General features: G+C 60.6%; 12 protein-coding genes. 2 read left to right on the top strand and 10 right to left on the bottom strand.

Annotated features, from left to right (window positions below):
• Window positions 1–75: 75 nt before the first annotated feature.
• The 10 genes from Q5H33_RS02225 to Q5H33_RS02270 form a co-directional block, all read right to left on the bottom strand.
• On the bottom strand, window positions 76–669 hold the full coding sequence (locus tag Q5H33_RS02225) for a sugar ABC transporter substrate-binding protein (protein ID WP_038444654.1): 594 nt from the start codon (window positions 667–669) through the stop codon (window positions 76–78).
• Window positions 666–1,931 (bottom strand): class I SAM-dependent RNA methyltransferase, encoded by a 1,266-nt coding sequence (locus Q5H33_RS02230; protein ID WP_055308842.1) that lies wholly within the window; start codon window positions 1,929–1,931, stop codon window positions 666–668. Before Q5H33_RS02230 ends, Q5H33_RS02225 begins: the two co-directional genes overlap by 4 nt.
• Window positions 1,931–2,671: a DUF3159 domain-containing protein gene (locus Q5H33_RS02235; RefSeq protein ID WP_070122472.1), complete on the bottom strand. Its 741-nt coding sequence runs from the start codon at window positions 2,669–2,671 to the stop codon at window positions 1,931–1,933. The genes Q5H33_RS02230 and Q5H33_RS02235 overlap by 1 nt, the downstream gene beginning before the upstream one ends.
• Before the next feature lie 29 nt (window positions 2,672–2,700).
• On the bottom strand, window positions 2,701–3,549 hold the full coding sequence (locus tag Q5H33_RS02240) for a DUF3710 domain-containing protein (protein WP_011743413.1): 849 nt from the start codon (window positions 3,547–3,549) through the stop codon (window positions 2,701–2,703).
• 121 nt (window positions 3,550–3,670) lie between these two features.
• Window positions 3,671–4,531 carry an exodeoxyribonuclease III gene (locus Q5H33_RS02245; protein WP_003810666.1) on the bottom strand — a complete coding sequence of 287 codons (861 nt, stop codon included), beginning with the start codon at window positions 4,529–4,531 and terminating at the stop codon, window positions 3,671–3,673.
• Window positions 4,532–4,604: 73 nt separating this feature from the next.
• A complete protein-coding gene (locus Q5H33_RS02250; RefSeq protein WP_033499709.1) occupies window positions 4,605–6,614 on the bottom strand; it encodes an ABC transporter ATP-binding protein in 2,010 nt (669 codons plus the stop codon).
• 21 nt (window positions 6,615–6,635) lie between these two features.
• On the bottom strand, window positions 6,636–7,604 hold the full coding sequence (locus tag Q5H33_RS02255; protein ID WP_003810669.1) for an ABC transporter permease: 969 nt from the start codon (window positions 7,602–7,604) through the stop codon (window positions 6,636–6,638).
• A gap of 20 nt (window positions 7,605–7,624) precedes the next feature.
• A complete protein-coding gene (locus Q5H33_RS02260) occupies window positions 7,625–8,551 on the bottom strand; it encodes an ABC transporter permease (RefSeq protein ID WP_117565390.1) in 927 nt (308 codons plus the stop codon).
• 327 nt (window positions 8,552–8,878) lie between these two features.
• The gene (locus Q5H33_RS02265; protein ID WP_039776239.1) at window positions 8,879–10,531 is read right to left on the bottom strand and encodes an ABC transporter substrate-binding protein; all 1,653 of its coding nucleotides are present in this window, start codon (window positions 10,529–10,531) and stop codon (window positions 8,879–8,881) included.
• A 303-nt stretch (window positions 10,532–10,834) separates the two neighbouring features.
• Entirely contained in the window at window positions 10,835–11,761 is a 927-nt protein-coding gene (locus Q5H33_RS02270) for a tyrosine recombinase XerC (protein ID WP_042990964.1), read from the bottom strand.
• Window positions 11,762–11,927: 166 nt separating this feature from the next.
• Here Q5H33_RS02270 and Q5H33_RS02275 point away from each other — a divergent pair, with 166 nt between their 5' ends.
• On the top strand, window positions 11,928–12,773 hold the full coding sequence (locus Q5H33_RS02275) for an ABC transporter ATP-binding protein (RefSeq protein WP_117565391.1): 846 nt from the start codon (window positions 11,928–11,930) through the stop codon (window positions 12,771–12,773).
• Window positions 12,770–15,616 carry an ABC transporter permease gene (locus Q5H33_RS02280; RefSeq protein WP_117565392.1) on the top strand — a complete coding sequence of 949 codons (2,847 nt, stop codon included), beginning with the start codon at window positions 12,770–12,772 and terminating at the stop codon, window positions 15,614–15,616. Before Q5H33_RS02275 ends, Q5H33_RS02280 begins: the two co-directional genes overlap by 4 nt.
• Window positions 15,617–15,650 lie beyond the last annotated feature (34 nt).

A 15,650-nucleotide genomic window follows, 5' to 3' on the forward strand; every position in this document is an offset into this window, starting at 1 on the left:
TTCAGGGTTTTCTCAGGGTGTGTTCAGCGCCACGCATCCGAACCGATTCGAACTCACCCGAATGCGTGGAGCGGTTCACTGTTTGCCGCCGTGGCTGATGGTGGTGACGAGGATTGTTCTGTCGTGCGGGTCGTTGTTGGCTATGCCGGCTACCGCGTCGGCGAGCGGCGTCGCATCCGTCATGTGGTCGTTGATTGTGAGCGTCGCAGCGAACAGCGTGCTGTCGGTCGGCGTGGCGATCGGGTTGAGCAGTGCCACTGGAATGCCCGCCTGTCTTGCGGTTGTCAGCGTGTCGTACCAGCCGTCATGGTTCACGCCGGACACGTCGATTCCCGAAATGACGATGATGCTGACCATGCGTTGCGTCATATCCTCGACCGCTTGCCGGGCGGTGTCCTGCATGTCGACCGTGCCGGCGACCGGCAGATACACCGGCCTGAGCCCGCCCGCCTCCATGGCATCCAACGCCAGGCGATCGGTCTGTTCGTCTTGGGAGCCGATCATGGCCACGTCGAGACTGTTGCGGTCCTTCATGCTGTGGGCGACCGCATCGCCTGCGGACTGCGTATCTCCCACCGCGGCATTGTTCGGCGTGCAGCCGGCCAGCATGGAGATGCCGAAGACGGCTGCAAGGAGACCGGCTGCGGCACGCCGCGCGAAACCGGTCATCGTGTGGCTTTCCTGAATAGCGCCACCGTTTCGACATGGTGGGTGGTCGGATAGATGTCGAATGCGCGAATATCGGCAAGATCGTATCCGAGCGAGGCCAATGTGGCGGTGTCGCGTGCCAGCGATGCCGGGTCGCAGGCGATGTATACGACGCTTCGCGCGCCGGATTCGGCGATCTGCCTGCATACCTTCGCACGTGCGCCGGCACGCGGCGGATCAAGCACCACGATATCGGGTTTGGCCAAATCGTTGCGTACGTTGGCAAGCGTCTTGGCCACATCGCCCACACGGGCGTCGACATTGCCCAAATGGATGGCCCTCAGATTGCGCTGCGCGTGTTTGACAGCGGTCTTGCCACCTTCCACGCTCAGCATGCGCGTGCGGCCGGCGCTTAACGTGGCCAACGGCAGCGTGAACAGGCCGGAACCGGAATACAAATCCCACAGGCATGCGGAAGCGGCGCCGTCAAGCTCGCCATGCACCAAGGACATCACATGGCCGGTCAACGCGATCGGCGCGTGACGGTGCATCTGCCAGAATCCGCCGGCGTCCACACCGTATTCGAATTCACGTCCGCACACCGTCACCTTTTCGGTAAGCTCGCGATTGCCCGCCGTCACTTCGCCATCGACGAGCACGGCGTAGTTGTCGGCGATTTCGGCATTGCCGCGAGGCTCGGGAACAGACAGACGAATCTGCGATCCGGGAGTGAATCCCCCATCCCACACGTGTTCCTTCTCGGCCACGTTAAGCAACGCGCGACTGGCCAACGGCATGGTGTCGATCGGCACACGCACGTGGGTGCCGCGTCTGCGCATGGACGGTCGGCCGTTCTCGTCCGCGATCATCTCGATGCGGGTACGCCAGTGCAGCCCATGCTCCGCCTCATCCTCGGGCATGCGCTCGATCGGCACGTCAACGTCGACATGGCCGAGACGTCTCATCTGTTCGGCGATGGACATGGATTTCCATTTAAGCTGTCCGGGCAGTGAGACGTGCACCAAATCGGCACCGCCGACGCCGCCGCCCATGGCGAGCGGGCCGGCCAACGGCCATACGGGTTCGACGCGGTCCTCGCTGGCTTCCAGCACTTCCGTCACTTCGCCAGTCCAAAAACGGTCCTCGCGATCATGTGGCTCGTCCAACACGACGCGTACCAGCTCGCCCGGCAACGCGAATCGCACGAACACGACGCGTCCGTCGATGTGGCCGACGCAACGGCCTTGGTCGGCGTATCGTTCGATGCGGATGGTCGATTCCATCAGTGCTGTTCCTCCGTTTCGTTGTTGTCGTCCATCGCGTCGGCGTTTGGTTCGGCCAACGTCTTATGCCGATGCATGGGGGTGGCCACGATGAGGTACGACACCCAGATGGCCAACGCCCAGAACGGAATGCCCATGAGCAGACGTGCAGTGCCGAGCCAGCCGACCTGGTTGGACAGGTACAACGGCACCTGCACCACCAGTCGTAGGGAGAACACGCCGATCCACAACGCGGTGATGATGGTGTACGCGCGGTTCAATGCCTTGTCGTCACGCCAATCGGCAAGCCATGCGCGCAGATGCTCGGTTGGCAGTGTCCGGATGAATTCGATCACCAAGCCAAGTCCCGGTACACGTACCATCAACGAAATGGCGAGCAGCACGATGTAGAAGGCGTTGGTCAGGAATCCGAACATGTAGTAGTTGCGCGCCTCGTGGCTGTTCCATGCCCAGATCAGGCAGATGCCGACTGCCAGAAGGCCGGAGACGGCGCCCATGACGGATTGGCGTTGGCATAGGCGGACGATCACCTGCAGTACGGCGAGGGCTGCGGATACGCCGATGGTCAGATGCAGGTCGGAGGTGATGACGAACATCACCACGAACACCACGCCCGGCAGCATCGATTCGACGACGCCGCGCGGACCGCCGATTGCGTCGATGACGGAGAAATCGTCGGCATCGCCGGCGTCGGCGAGCGCGCCGAGGCCGGTTCTTTTCTTGGTTTCGGTTTCAGCCATGCGTTTGTGTTTTCGTGGTCGTCGTTCGCTCAGCGCACTTCGGAGAACATCGGTCCACGCGACAACGTGGTCTTGACCTCGACCTGCTGGTCGGAGTCAAACGGTCCCTTCGGCTGGCCTGGAATGTCCATCGTCCTGCCTGCCTGTTCGGCTTCGGCGGCTTCCTTGGCGGCCTTGCGTTCGGCCGGGGCGACCGGCGGATGCATCGGGATGAGGTCACGCGGGGCCAGCGGGTCCTCGCCGCGTTCCACGACGATGTTGGAGAAAAGCTGGTTCAGCGCCTTGGTTTCGGCGTGGTCCGGATCGGTGGCGGCTTTGCCGGAGAAGATGCCGCGCAGCATCCACCGCGGTCCGTCCACACCGACGATGCGGGTGACGACCTTGCGTCCGCCCTTGACCACGACCGGCAGTGTCAGTTCGGTGCCGAACACGCCGTCGGTCTCCTTGGCGTCTTTGTTGGCCTCAACCAGGTCGGCGCGCACGTCATCCCACAGTCCCATGGTCTTCGGCGCGGCGAAGGCTTCGATCTCCACGCTGGAGGATCCGTAGGTGATGGTGGTGCCGAGCACCTGCTGGGTGGCGCGGTTGGCCTTCACGCGCAGTTCGATGCCTTGGAGGAACGGCAGATAGTAGGCGCCCATGTCGAGGTATTCGTCATAGTCGGGCACGTTCTCGTCGTCGACGTCCCACGGACCGTGCTCATCGCCACGGCCGTCGTACTCATCGGATGGTTCCGGAAGGATGGTTTCCTGAATTCCACCGGCGGGCGCCTCAGCGGTTTCGGAGATGGCCTCATCGGCCTTGTCGTTCTCTTCGGCGGCGGCTTCAGCGGCTTCCTCGCTCTGACGCTTCTTCTTGCCGAATCCAAACAGTCCCATGATGTTCCTCATTTCATTACGGTTGCAACCGTGACTAGCCTAGCACCCATGCTTAATACGGGCTGGGAATCGGAGTGTGTCTCCCGTTGCCCGGCATTGGCCGGATGACGGCCGCAAAAACTCACACGTCGTAGGTGATGCTCAGCGGCGCATGATCCGACCATCGCAGGTCGTAGGTCGGAGCTTTGTCGATGACGAATCCGCGGGCCGTTTCGGCGAGTTCGGGTGTGGCGAACTGGTAGTCGATCCTCCAGCCGACGTTGTTGTCGAAGGCGCGGCCCCGCTGGCTCCACCAGGTGTACGGTCCTTGGATGTCTCCGCACAGGGAACGCATCACATCCACGAATTCCAACTCCCCCAGCCATTTGTCCACGTAGGCGCGTTCCTCGGGCAGGAAGCCGGCGTGCTTCTCGTTGGCTTTCGCGTTCTTGATGTCGAGCGGCGTGTGCGCGATGTTGAAATCGCCGCACAATACCGCCTGCTTGCCGCCGTGCGCCGCTTCATCGCGCAGTTGTCCCATACGTACCAGCATGGTGTCGAGGAAACGGTATTTCTGCTTCATTTTCTCCGGATCGTCGGTGTTGCCGGCGTGCACGTACACGCATACGACAGTGACGGTGTAGCCTTGCGGGGTCTTCACATCCGCTTCGATCCAACGACCGGAATCGACGTCCTCGGCAAGTCCCGGCAGTCCGTAGCGTTTGTCGATGACGGGCAGCGCGGAGAGCAGACCGACGCCGGCGCGTCCCTTGATACGGCAGATCTCGTTCATGCGATCAAGCCCGCTTTGGTCGGCGATGCGTCCGGCGGTCGCGTATTCGAAGCCGAATTCGTCGAAGATGGGGTCGATTTCGTTTTGCGGGGCGCGTACTTCCTGCATGCACCACACGTCCGGCGTGTTCTTCGCGGCCCATTGCTCAATGCCTTTGCGTTTCGCCGCGCGGATTCCATTCACATTCGATGTCGTGATTGTGATCGTCATAGCGCCTTAGCCTAGCCGGAATACAAGAAAACCTCCCTTGTGGGAAGGGAGGTTTTCCAGATGGCTGACGCGATCAGTCGAGTCCGAGCTGCAGCTTGCCGCCCGGGATGGCGTCCAGCAGGTCGCGGGTGTACTGCTTCTTCGGATGGTCGAAGACCTCGTCGGTGGTGGCATGCTCCACCAGCTTGCCGTGCTGCATCACCACGACCTCATCGGCGATCTGACGCACCACCGCCAGATCATGGGTGATGAACAGGTAGCTCAGTCCCTTTTCCGCCTGCAGGTCGTTGAGCAGGCGAAGCACCTGGTCCTGCACCAGCACGTCCAATGCGGAGACGGCCTCGTCGCAGACGATCACATCCGGATCGAGGGCCATGGCGCGCGCGATGGCGATGCGCTGCCTTTGGCCGCCGGAAAGCTCGTTCGGATAACGGCTCATCACCGATTCCGGCAATTCCACCATGTCGATGAGCTCGCGCACACGCTTGGCACGGCTCTTCTTGTCTCCGATGCCGTGGATGCGCAGCGGCTCCTCGATGGACCGGTAGATGGAGTACATGGGGTCGAGCGATCCGTACGGGTTCTGGAACACCGGCTGCACATGACGTCGGAAGTCAAGCAACTCCTTGCCCTTGAATCCGGAGATGTCTTTGCCATCGTAGGTGACGGTGCCGGCGGTCGGCTCAAGCAGTTTCAGCACCATGTTGGCCACGGTGGATTTGCCGGAACCGGATTCGCCGACGATGGCCAATGTGGTGCCCTTCTTGATGGAGAAGCTCACATCGTCGACCGCCTTGAACATCTCCTTCTTGCGCGGCAGTTTGAATTCCTTGGTCAGGTGATCCACCGTGATGATGGCTTCGCCCTTCTTCAGGGAATCCTCGTTCACCGCGTGCTCCATGACCGCGGTGGCGTCGCCGCCATGTTCCTTGACGGAGATGATGCGCTGCGATGCCAAGGACGGCGCAGCGGCGACCAAACGCTTGGTGTACGGATGCTGCGGATGCTGCAGCACTTCCAGTGAAGGACCGGATTCCACGACCTGGCCCTTGTACATGACCACGATATGCTGGGCGCGTTCCGCGGCCAGACCGAGATCGTGGGTGATGAACAGCACCGCGGTTCCCAGGGAATCGGTCAGCATGTGCAGATGGTCGAGGATCTTCTTCTGCACGGTCACGTCAAGCGCGGAGGTCGGCTCGTCGGCGATGAGCAGTTCCGGACGGCAGGCCAGACCGATGGCGATCAGCGCACGCTGACGCATGCCGCCGGAGAATTCGTGCGGGAACTGGCGGGCACGGGTGGCGGCGTCAGGCAGACCGGCCTCGGACAGCAGACCGGCGATGCGGTCGTCCATGGTGGAGCCGACCACATACTTCTTGGCGATGTACCATGCGTCATCGTCCTTCACCCCGGCTTCAATCAGGCCATCGGCCACACGCCAGCGGGTTTCGGATCCCGGAACCCATTCCTCGGCGAACCGGGCCATGATCTTGTCAAGCTCGTCACCGCTCTTGCCGATCTTGACAAGAGCCTCCTTGGCCGCGGCGATCAGATCAGGCAGTTCCTTGGAACCAAGGAAGGTCTCATCGTCATTGCCCTTGAGCTCCACTTCGTCACCGGCCAGGGCCTTGGCGAATTCGGAACGCTTTTCGTGGTCGATGTCCATGTTGTTGGCCACCAACGCTTCCTTGACCTGGGTGCCGATGCGCCACACCGGGTTCAGGTTGCTCATCGGATCCTGCGGGACAAGACCCATCTTGCTACCACGGAGCTTGTCGAAATCCTTCTGCTTGAAGCCGGAGATCTCCTGGCCATCAAGCTTGATGGAGCCGCCGACCACATGGCCGGTTCCCGGAAGCAGGCCAAGCACGGCCATGGCGGAAGTGGATTTGCCGGAACCGGATTCGCCGACGATGGCCACCCACTGGCCGGGATACACGCTGAAGGACGAGTTGCGCACGGCATGCACGGCCTTGCCTTCATCGGTGGTGAAGTCGACCTGGAGGTTCTTGACCTCCAACAGCGGCCCGTGGGCGCGCTGCATGGCCTCGAGGTTGTTCTCGGTATTCATTTCAGTCATCGAATATCCCTTCACTTACACTCAGGCCGTACGGCTCTTCGGATCGAGCGCGTCCTTGACGGCGTCGCCCATCATGATGAATGCCAGCACGGTGATGGCCAGCGCGGCGGACGGGTAGAACAGCACCATCGGGTCAGTACGCAGGATGGACTGCGCGTTGGAGATGTCTCCGCCCCAGCTGACCGTGGTGGTGGGCAGGCCGACGCCCAGGAAGCTCAGCGTGGCCTCGAGCACGATGTAGGTGGCCAGCGAGGTGGTGCCGACCACGATGATCGGAGCCAGCGAATTCGGCAGGATGTGGCGGAACAGGTTGCGGATCGGGGTGGATCCCAGAGCGGTGGACGCCGTGTTGAATTCAAGGTTCTTGGCTTCCATCACAGCACCTCGCGCGATTCGTGCCACGGAGGTCCAGCCGAACAGCGTCATCACCAGAATGATCTTCCAGATGGAGCTGCTCGTTTTGAACATCTGGAGCACCACGATGGCGCCAAGCAGAATCGGCAGCGCGAGGAAGATATCGGTCAGTCGGCTCAGCACGGCGTCGACCCATCCTCCGAAGAAGCCGGCGATTGCGCCGATCAGCGTTCCGAGCAGCACCACCAGCAGTGTGGCGAACACGCCGACGCTCAGCGAGGTGCGGGTGCCGTAGACCACACGGGAGTATACGTCGCAACCTTGCAGGTCGAAGCCGAACGGATGGCCTGAGGAAGCCGGCTCAAGGGAATTGTCGAGCGTGCAGTAGTTCGGGTTCTGCTTGGTCAACACGCTCGGGAACAGCGCCACGAACACGATGAAGATGATCAGCAGTCCGGAGATGATGAACAGCGGGTTCTTACGCAGGGTTCGCCATGCGTCGGCCCACATGTTCGAAGCCGGTGCGGATTCGTCCATCGAGTCGACGGCCTTCAGGGGCGTCTCATCGAGCGGTGCCACATAGCGTTCCTGTCCCGGAAGCACGGTGGAAGGATTGGTCTCATTCATTTCGGTCATTTCTTGTTCCCTCCCTCGACTCACGCGTAACGGATTCGCGGATCAAGCGCGGCGTACAGCATGTCGACCAGCAGATTGCAAACCACGAAGATCAGCATGAGCAGCGTCACGATGGACACCACCAGGTTGCCTTCTCCCTTGAGGATGCTCTGATAGGTCAGGTAGCCGATGCCATGCACGTTGAAGATGGTTTCGGAGATCATCGCGCCGCCCATCAGTGCGCCAAGATCCTGGCCCAGATAGGTGACGACGGGGATCATGGAGTTGCGCAGCACGTGGCGCAGCATGACGGATTTGTTGTCCATGCCCTTGGCGCGCGCGGTGCGCACATAGTCGAGGGCGATGTTGGACGAAATCTCCGTACGGCTCAGACGGATGATGTACGCCATCGATACCGAGCCAAGCACCATGGCCGGCATCAGCAGATCAAGGAATCCTGGATTCGCTCCGGCGGTGACCGGCAGCAGATGCCACTTCACACCGAGGAAGTACTGGCAGAGGAAGCCGGTGACGAAGGTCGGCACGGAGATGAGCAGCAGGGAGAAGATCAGGATGACGGTATCGCACCACTTGCCCTTCTTCAGGCCGGAGATCACACCGAAGATCACGCCGAAAACCGCTTCGAACACGAAGGCCATCAGGGCGAGCTTGATGGTCACGGGGAAGGCGCGGCCGATCACGTCGATGACAAGCTGTCCGGAGAAGGTCTTGCCGAAGTCGAGGGTCAGCGCGTTCTTCAGGAACAGCAGATACTGGACGATGAACGGCTTGTCCAGATTGTATTCGGCACGGATCTGGGCCGCGACCGCTTCGTTGACCGGCTTGTCGCCGAACATCGCCTTGACCGGCTCGCCCGGCAACGCGAACACCAGGGCATACACCAGAAGCGTCGTGCCGAGAACCACAGGGATCATCTGCAGAATGCGTCGCAGAAGATACTTGCCCATTGGTTTCTCCTTTTGATTACTCACTCGTTCGCCAGCCGTTTGCGGCTTCGTCCCCTACGCTCACGCGTATAGGACATGAGGCCCGGGGCGGCCGGCGCTTGCCCCGTTACGTATCAGTGATACTGCACCACAGTGCTTTATATTGCAGTTTCATGAAAGACAGCTGAAAATATACCCCACGCGCGGACATCTTCTGTTGATGTCGCATGTCCAGCCGTCATGGACCTCCGATGGAAGCCCCGTTTATTACGCGGAAAGGAAGGAACGGATATTCGAATCCGTTCCTTCCTTCATGTCGATCCTACGAAATCAAAATCAGAGAACGGCTCACTTGCCGGACTTGGTCATGTTCTCGTAGACCGGCAGGTTCTGCCAGTTCATCTCGAAGCCGGAGACACCGGTCGAGGCCACACCATAGGCATTGGCGTAGTACAGCGGAACGGCCGGCAGGTCGTTGAGCAGCACTTCCTGTGCCTGCTGGTACAGCTTGTTGGCGTCTGCGACGGACTTGGAGGCAGCGGCCTTGTCGCACAGCGCATCGAACTCCGGGTTCTTGTAGTCGCCATCGTTGGAGCCGTTGCCATCGGCAGCGGCGGAGGCGAAGTTCTGCACCAGGTAGTTTTCGGCGGACGGGTAATCCGGCTGCCAGCCGCTACGGAACGCGCCGTTCACCTTGCGGTCGGACACGGCGGTGCGGAAATCGTTGAAGGTCGGGTACGGGTTGGTGGCGGCCACGCCGGCGCCCAGCACGTTGTTGATGGAGTTGACCACGGCGGTGTAGATGACTTCGTGGCCACCATCGGCGTTGTAGGCGAAGGTGAACTTGTCATCGGAGGTCCACGGGCTGATGGCGTTGGCCTTCGCCCACAGTTCCTTGGCCTTCTTCTCGTTGTACTTCAGGTTGCCGGAGCCCTTGAGGGAATCGGAGTAGCCCGGGGTCAGCGGGGAGGTGAAGTCGGCGGCCGGGGTGCCGGTGCCGTTGAGCACCTTCTTGCAGATGTTCTCGCGGTTGATGGCCATGGAGACGGCCTGGCGACGCAGGGTGCCTTCCTCGGTGTCGGCTTCGAAGTGCTTCAGCTTGGCCGGGATGGTGAACTGCTGGATGACGGAGCCGGCCTTGTTGTAGGCCTGTACGGTGGAGTCCTTCTGGAAGGTCTTGGTGGCGGAGGCCGGGACGGACTCCATCACGTCGAGGGAACCGGACTGGATGTCGGCGTAGGCGGCCTCATCCTTGGTGTAGACCTTGAAGGTCACGCCGTCGTTCTTGGCGACGCGGTTGCCCTTGTAGTCGGGGTTCTTCACCAGCACGATCTGGTTGTCGTGGTCCCAGGACTGGAACTTGTACGGGCCGTTGCCGACCGGCTTCTCGCCGAAGGCCTTCGGATCCTTGAAGAAGGATTCCGGCAACGGAGCGAATGCGGTGTAGCCGACCTTGATGGCGAACACGGAGTCGGAACGGTTCAGGTCGACGGTGAATTCATGGTCGTTGACGACCTTCAGGCCCTCGAGCTGTTCGTCGCCCTTGAGCTTGTCTCCATCCTGGAGCTTGTCGTAGCCCTTGATGGTGGAGAAGAAGGAGGAGCCGAGCTGTGCGTTCTTGGCGTTGGCCGTGTAGCTCCATGCCTTGGTGAAGGATTCGGCGGTCACCGGGGTGCCGTCGGTGAACTTCCAACCATCCTTGAGCTTGATGGTGTACTGGGTGGCGTCATCGTTGGACTTGATGGACTCCGCCACTTCGTTGGAGGCGTTGCCCTTGGCGTCGAAGGAAATCAGACGTGCGAACAGCAGGTCGAGCGGCTTGCCGCCGCCGGTCTCGTTGCAGTCGCCTGGGATGAGCGGGTTCTGCGGTTCGGAATTGTATGCGGTGATGACGTTGGAACCCTTGTCAGCGGTGGAGTCACCGTTGGAAGAGCCGCAACCGCTGAGCAGCATGCCGAATGCGCATGCGGCCGCAGCGAAAGCCAGAGCTTTCTTCTTCATGGAATTCATATTCTCCTTATCCATTATTTCCAGAGCCGTAAGACCCTGTTCAAAAAGAAGGCGGGCGTCAATACCGTGGCATCAACGTCCGTCTTCGTTCTGATGGTGGGTTCATTATCACTCGATTGAGGGACAACCGCTCCATATCCGAGGGAGGCCCACGCAAAATAGTCAAATCAAAAACTCATCATCTGATAAAACAATCCGTTTTTCCCGCTTATCGCCGGAACAACTTATCCGCATCGTGCGTATGGACGGACGCGGACATATCCGTTCGCTGTCAGCGTACTTTGCCAATCCGCGTCACGCCCGTGGAAACGCCTGCCCGTATCGTGCCTTCAACTGTTCGATGGACACGTGTGTGTAACGCTGCGTGGTCTTCAGCGAGGAATGCCCCAGCATCTCCTGCACCTCACGCAGGTCCGCTCCCCCGTCGAGCATATGGGTCGCCGCACTGTGGCGCAACGCATGCGGACTGATGTCAGGCACGCCGGCCTCCCGTGCCCGGTCGTGCACCACCTTGCGCACCATACGTTGACCGATCCGCCCGCCCTGCGATCCCAAAAAGAACGCGTCGTCCGACATGTCACCGCATAGTACGGGACGGCCATGTTCCAGCCAATCGCGCAAGGCCTTGTCGGCTGGTGCGCCGAATGGCATGACACGCTGCTTGTCGCCTTTGCCGGTCACTTTCACCGTGCGGTTGCCGAATGTCACGTCGGCCACGTCGAGTCCGACCAGTTCCGCCACACGCATGCCGGTGGCATAGAGCAGTTCCAGCATGGCCGCGTCACGCAGCGCGATCGCCTGTTTTTTCATATTCGGTTCCTGCGATCGCGCCTCCATGCCGTCCTCATCAACGCGGTCCATCAGCTGCTGCGCCTGCGTTTCGTTCAATACCGCCGGCAGCGTATCGGGGATTTTCGGCGTCTGCAACGAAGCCGCCGGGTTGGCGGACGCCATGTCATGGTCGTACGCCCATGCGAAGAATCCACGCACGGCGACGGTTTTGCGCGCCATGCTGCTGCGTGCGTGATTTTTGGACGATTTGGCCATCCACAGGCGCAAATCCTCGATGGTCACCTCATTCAGATCCACGCAACCCTGTTTCCGCAACGCCACCAAGCATTCCTCGACATCGCTGCGGTACGCCCTGCGGGTGTTTGCGCTCAACCCTCGGTTGGCTTTCAGATAGGCGTCGAATCCGTCCAACGCATCATCGAAACACATGCAAACCACCTTCCGCTTCGTCTGAAATGAACAGACACCACGCAGACACCGTATAAATGCCATTCCGCAGCGCGATCGAATGTCATCTCACGCGATGGCACGATTCCATTATGTCCCCATACCGATAGACTGATGACGATTAGGCATCTTACGAACAGGCGGTATTATGACTCGTCATTCCATTCATGACGTACAGCATCCGACAGCCGAAAACCCCGATGATGGGATTGTGGCCCGCGCCATCGACCTGACCAAGGTCTACGGCTCAAAAGACAACGAAGTGATGGCGTTGGATCATGTGAATGTGGAATTCAAGCGCGGTGAAATGACCGCCATCATGGGCCCTTCCGGTTCCGGCAAGTCCACGCTCATGCATTGCATGGCCGGGCTCGACACCCCTTCGTCCGGCAAGGTGATCGTGGAGGGACTCGAGGTCTCCTCCATGAACCAGAAGCAGTTGACGGACCTGCGCCGCGAACAGATCGGGTTCATTTTCCAGTCGTTCAATCTGGTGCCGACGCTGTCCGCCGAGGAGAACATCCTGCTGCCGTTGCAGATAGCGAAACGTACGATCGACCGCGACTGGTTCAACCAAGTGGTCAAGGTGGTCGGTCTGGAGAAGCGGCTCACGCACCGTCCAAGCCAGCTGTCCGGCGGCCAGCAGCAGCGCGTGGCCTGCGCCCGCGCCATCATGGCACGACCGTCCGTGATCTTCGCCGACGAGCCGACCGGCAACCTCGACTCGCGCTCCAGCCGTGAAGTGCTTGGCTTCCTGCGTGATTCGGTACGCGACTACGGCCAGTCGATCGTCATGGTCACCCACGATCCGCGTGCGGCCTCCTTCGCGGACCGTGTGCTGGTACTCACCGACGGCAACATCACCCGCGACATGCAGCATCCGACGTACAACGAGATTCTTGAGGTGTTCGCCGGCGACGACGACATCGACGATGTTTCCAAGTACGCCGCCTCCACCGCCGTTCCGACCGTGACGGAGGACTCGCAGGCATGATTCGCATAGGATTGCGCGACGCGCGCAGCCATTTCGGCCGTTTCATCATGTCGATCGTGGCCATCGCGCTCGGCGTGAGTTTCGTGGTCGGCTCGTTCTGTTTCCGCGAAATGCTCAACAACCAGGTTTCACAGATGATGTCCACCAATGCGGACCATGACGTGTACGTGCGCGGTTCGCAGGAGAAGAAAAAAGATTCGTCGGCGATGTCGATGGGATCGACGAAAAGCTACAACGATGTCGACGTCGATCTGGCGGGCACGATAGCCAAGGTCGACGGTGTTTCCTCGGCACGCGTCGTGCACATGCTGTCCGGCGTGGTGCTGCTCGACAAGCATGGCGATGCGGTGACCACCATGGGGTCTCCGACGCTCGCCATAGGCATGGGCAAGTCGTCGCCGTGGCGGTCCGCCAAGTTCACGACCGGCACGTGGCCGAAGAACGGCGATGAGATCGCCCTTCATTCCTTCGCCGCCGAACAGTCGGGTCTGAAGGTCGGCGATAAGACGAAAATCGTCTATCCGGACGGCGCTCATAAGGTGACCGTCAGCGGCATCTTCACCACCGATGCCAGCCAGGCAGGCGCCATCATCATCGCCATCGATCCCGTAACGGCCAAGGAAAAAGCCAGCAAGCAGTCGGACGATCCCGACAAGACGTCGTTGATCAGCGTCTACGGCAATAAGACCACGCCGCTTGACGACAACGCGCAGCAGCAGCTGGCGGACCGTATCAACAAGGCGCTGCCGAGATCGGCGAAGGCGCATGCCATCACCGGTGACGAATACCGTGACGAATCAACCAAATCCACGCAGGACGCGCTCGGCTTCATCCAACCGCTTATTCTGATTTTCGCGGTGATCGCATTGTTTGTCGGCTCGTTCATCATCGCCAACACGTTCTCCATGATCGTGCGCGAGTCGATGCGCGGCTATGCGCTGCTGCGTTCCATCGGCGCTTCTCCCCTGCAAGTGTTCTCCACGGTGATCGTGCAAGCTCTGTTGCTGGGCCTGGTAGGTTCGCTCGCAGGCATCGGGCTCGGCTGGGGCATGGTCAAACTCATCGCATCCGGTTTGGCGAATATGGGTATGCCATTGACCGGCGCCACCAATCCGACCGTTTCCGACATGCTCGTCGGCCTTGTGGTCGGCATTGTGGTGACGTTGATCGGTGCGGCCCTGCCGGCGCGAAATGCGGCGCTTGCCCCGCCGATTCAGGCGATGAACGAAACCGTCAATCCGGAAAAGCCCGTCCTCGCACGTGGCATCCTCGGCACCGTCATGGTGCTGTTGGGCTTCCTGAGCTGGGGTTTCACCTACGCTTTGGCCGCCGCGGATGGTGACGGCGGTCCGACGCCGTGGAAGGCGCTCAACAGTATCGCTGTCGGCTGGCCGCTCGGTATTGGCGCGGCGCTGGCCGTGATCGGCGTGATTGTGGCGGGACCGGCATACGTGTCCACCGCGGGCGCGGTGCTCGGCTGGCTGCCATCGAAGGCCTTCACCGTGACTGGGCGTCTCGCGCAACGTAACATTTCTCGTTCGAAACGTCGCACGTCCAACACCGCAGCCGCCCTGTTCGTGGGAGTGGCGATTGTCAGCTGTCTGGGCGTGGTGGCCACGTCGGCGAAGGCTTCGGTCAATTCGCTGGTGGATACCGGGCTCAAAGCCGATTTCGCCGTATCTTCGGCTTCGGCCGGGCAGATTCCCGACCAGGCCATCAAAGACATCAAAAAGGTCGATGGCGTGAATCATGTGGTGTCGAACCGTGTGGTGCTTGGTGTGAAATATGACGGCAAAGCCATCAACGGGTTCACGTTCGCCACACAGCCGGAGCTGTTCACCAAGATCTTCGCCGCCGAAACCACCGAAGGTGATGCCGCTGCCGCGTTGAAGGATGGCAAGCTGCTCGTCGGCAAGACCATTGCCGACGATCGTGGATGGCATGTGGGTCAGAAGGTCAAGGCCACGGCCGAGAACATCGTGGTAGACAAGGAGGCCACAGCCAAGGCGCAGGCCGATTACCAGGCCAAGGTGCAGGCGCATGTGCAGGAATTGCAGTCGCAGGCCCAGCAATTGGCCGCATCCGGCGACTTGGCAGGAGCGCAGGCCAAGGCTTCGGAAATCGAACAGTACACGAACGACGCCAAGAACGTCGATCCGAAAACGCTGGTCAAGACGAAGAAGGTCACCACCGGAAAGACGCTGACCATCGGCGCGATCGTGTCGAATTCCGTATACCGCGATTTCGCGATCGTCAACGACGATTTGGCCGAGCAGATCGGCAACAAGCAGACCATGTTCGTCATGCAGGCGTTCGTCACGGACAAGCGGGGCGCCGACACGGCCCAAGTCAAGAAGGCCCTGAAGAAAACAATCAAGAAATACTACACAATCGTCGTGTTCGACCGTGACGAGTACAAGTCCACGATGAGCTCGATGATCGATCAGATGCTCATGGTCCTGTACGCGTTGCTGGCTTTGTCCATCATCATCGCCATTTTCGGCATCGTGAACACGCTGGCGTTGAGCGTGTCGGAACGCACCAAGGAGATTGGTCTGCTCCGTGCCATCGGCACGTCACGTGGCCAGGTGCGTGGCATGCTTGGCATCGAAGCGGCGATCATCTCCGTGTTCGGCACGGTGTTGGGTTTGGTCGTCGGCGTCGCCGCGGGAGTGGTGATTCGTGCGGTCTACGCGTCCGAAGGTTTGGAGACGCTGGCGATTCCGTGGTTGCAGCTGCTCGTGTTCCTGCTGCTGTCGATTGTGGTCGGTCTGGTGTCCAGCATCTCCCCCGCCTCCCGCGCGTTGAAGCAGCCGGTCCTTGACGCCGTGGCGAGCGAGTGAGACAGTTGGAGCGGAACATCGAAAGGAGGCAGCA

Source organism: uncultured Bifidobacterium sp., from assembly GCF_959020145.1.
Classification (GTDB): domain Bacteria; phylum Actinomycetota; class Actinomycetes; order Actinomycetales; family Bifidobacteriaceae; genus Bifidobacterium.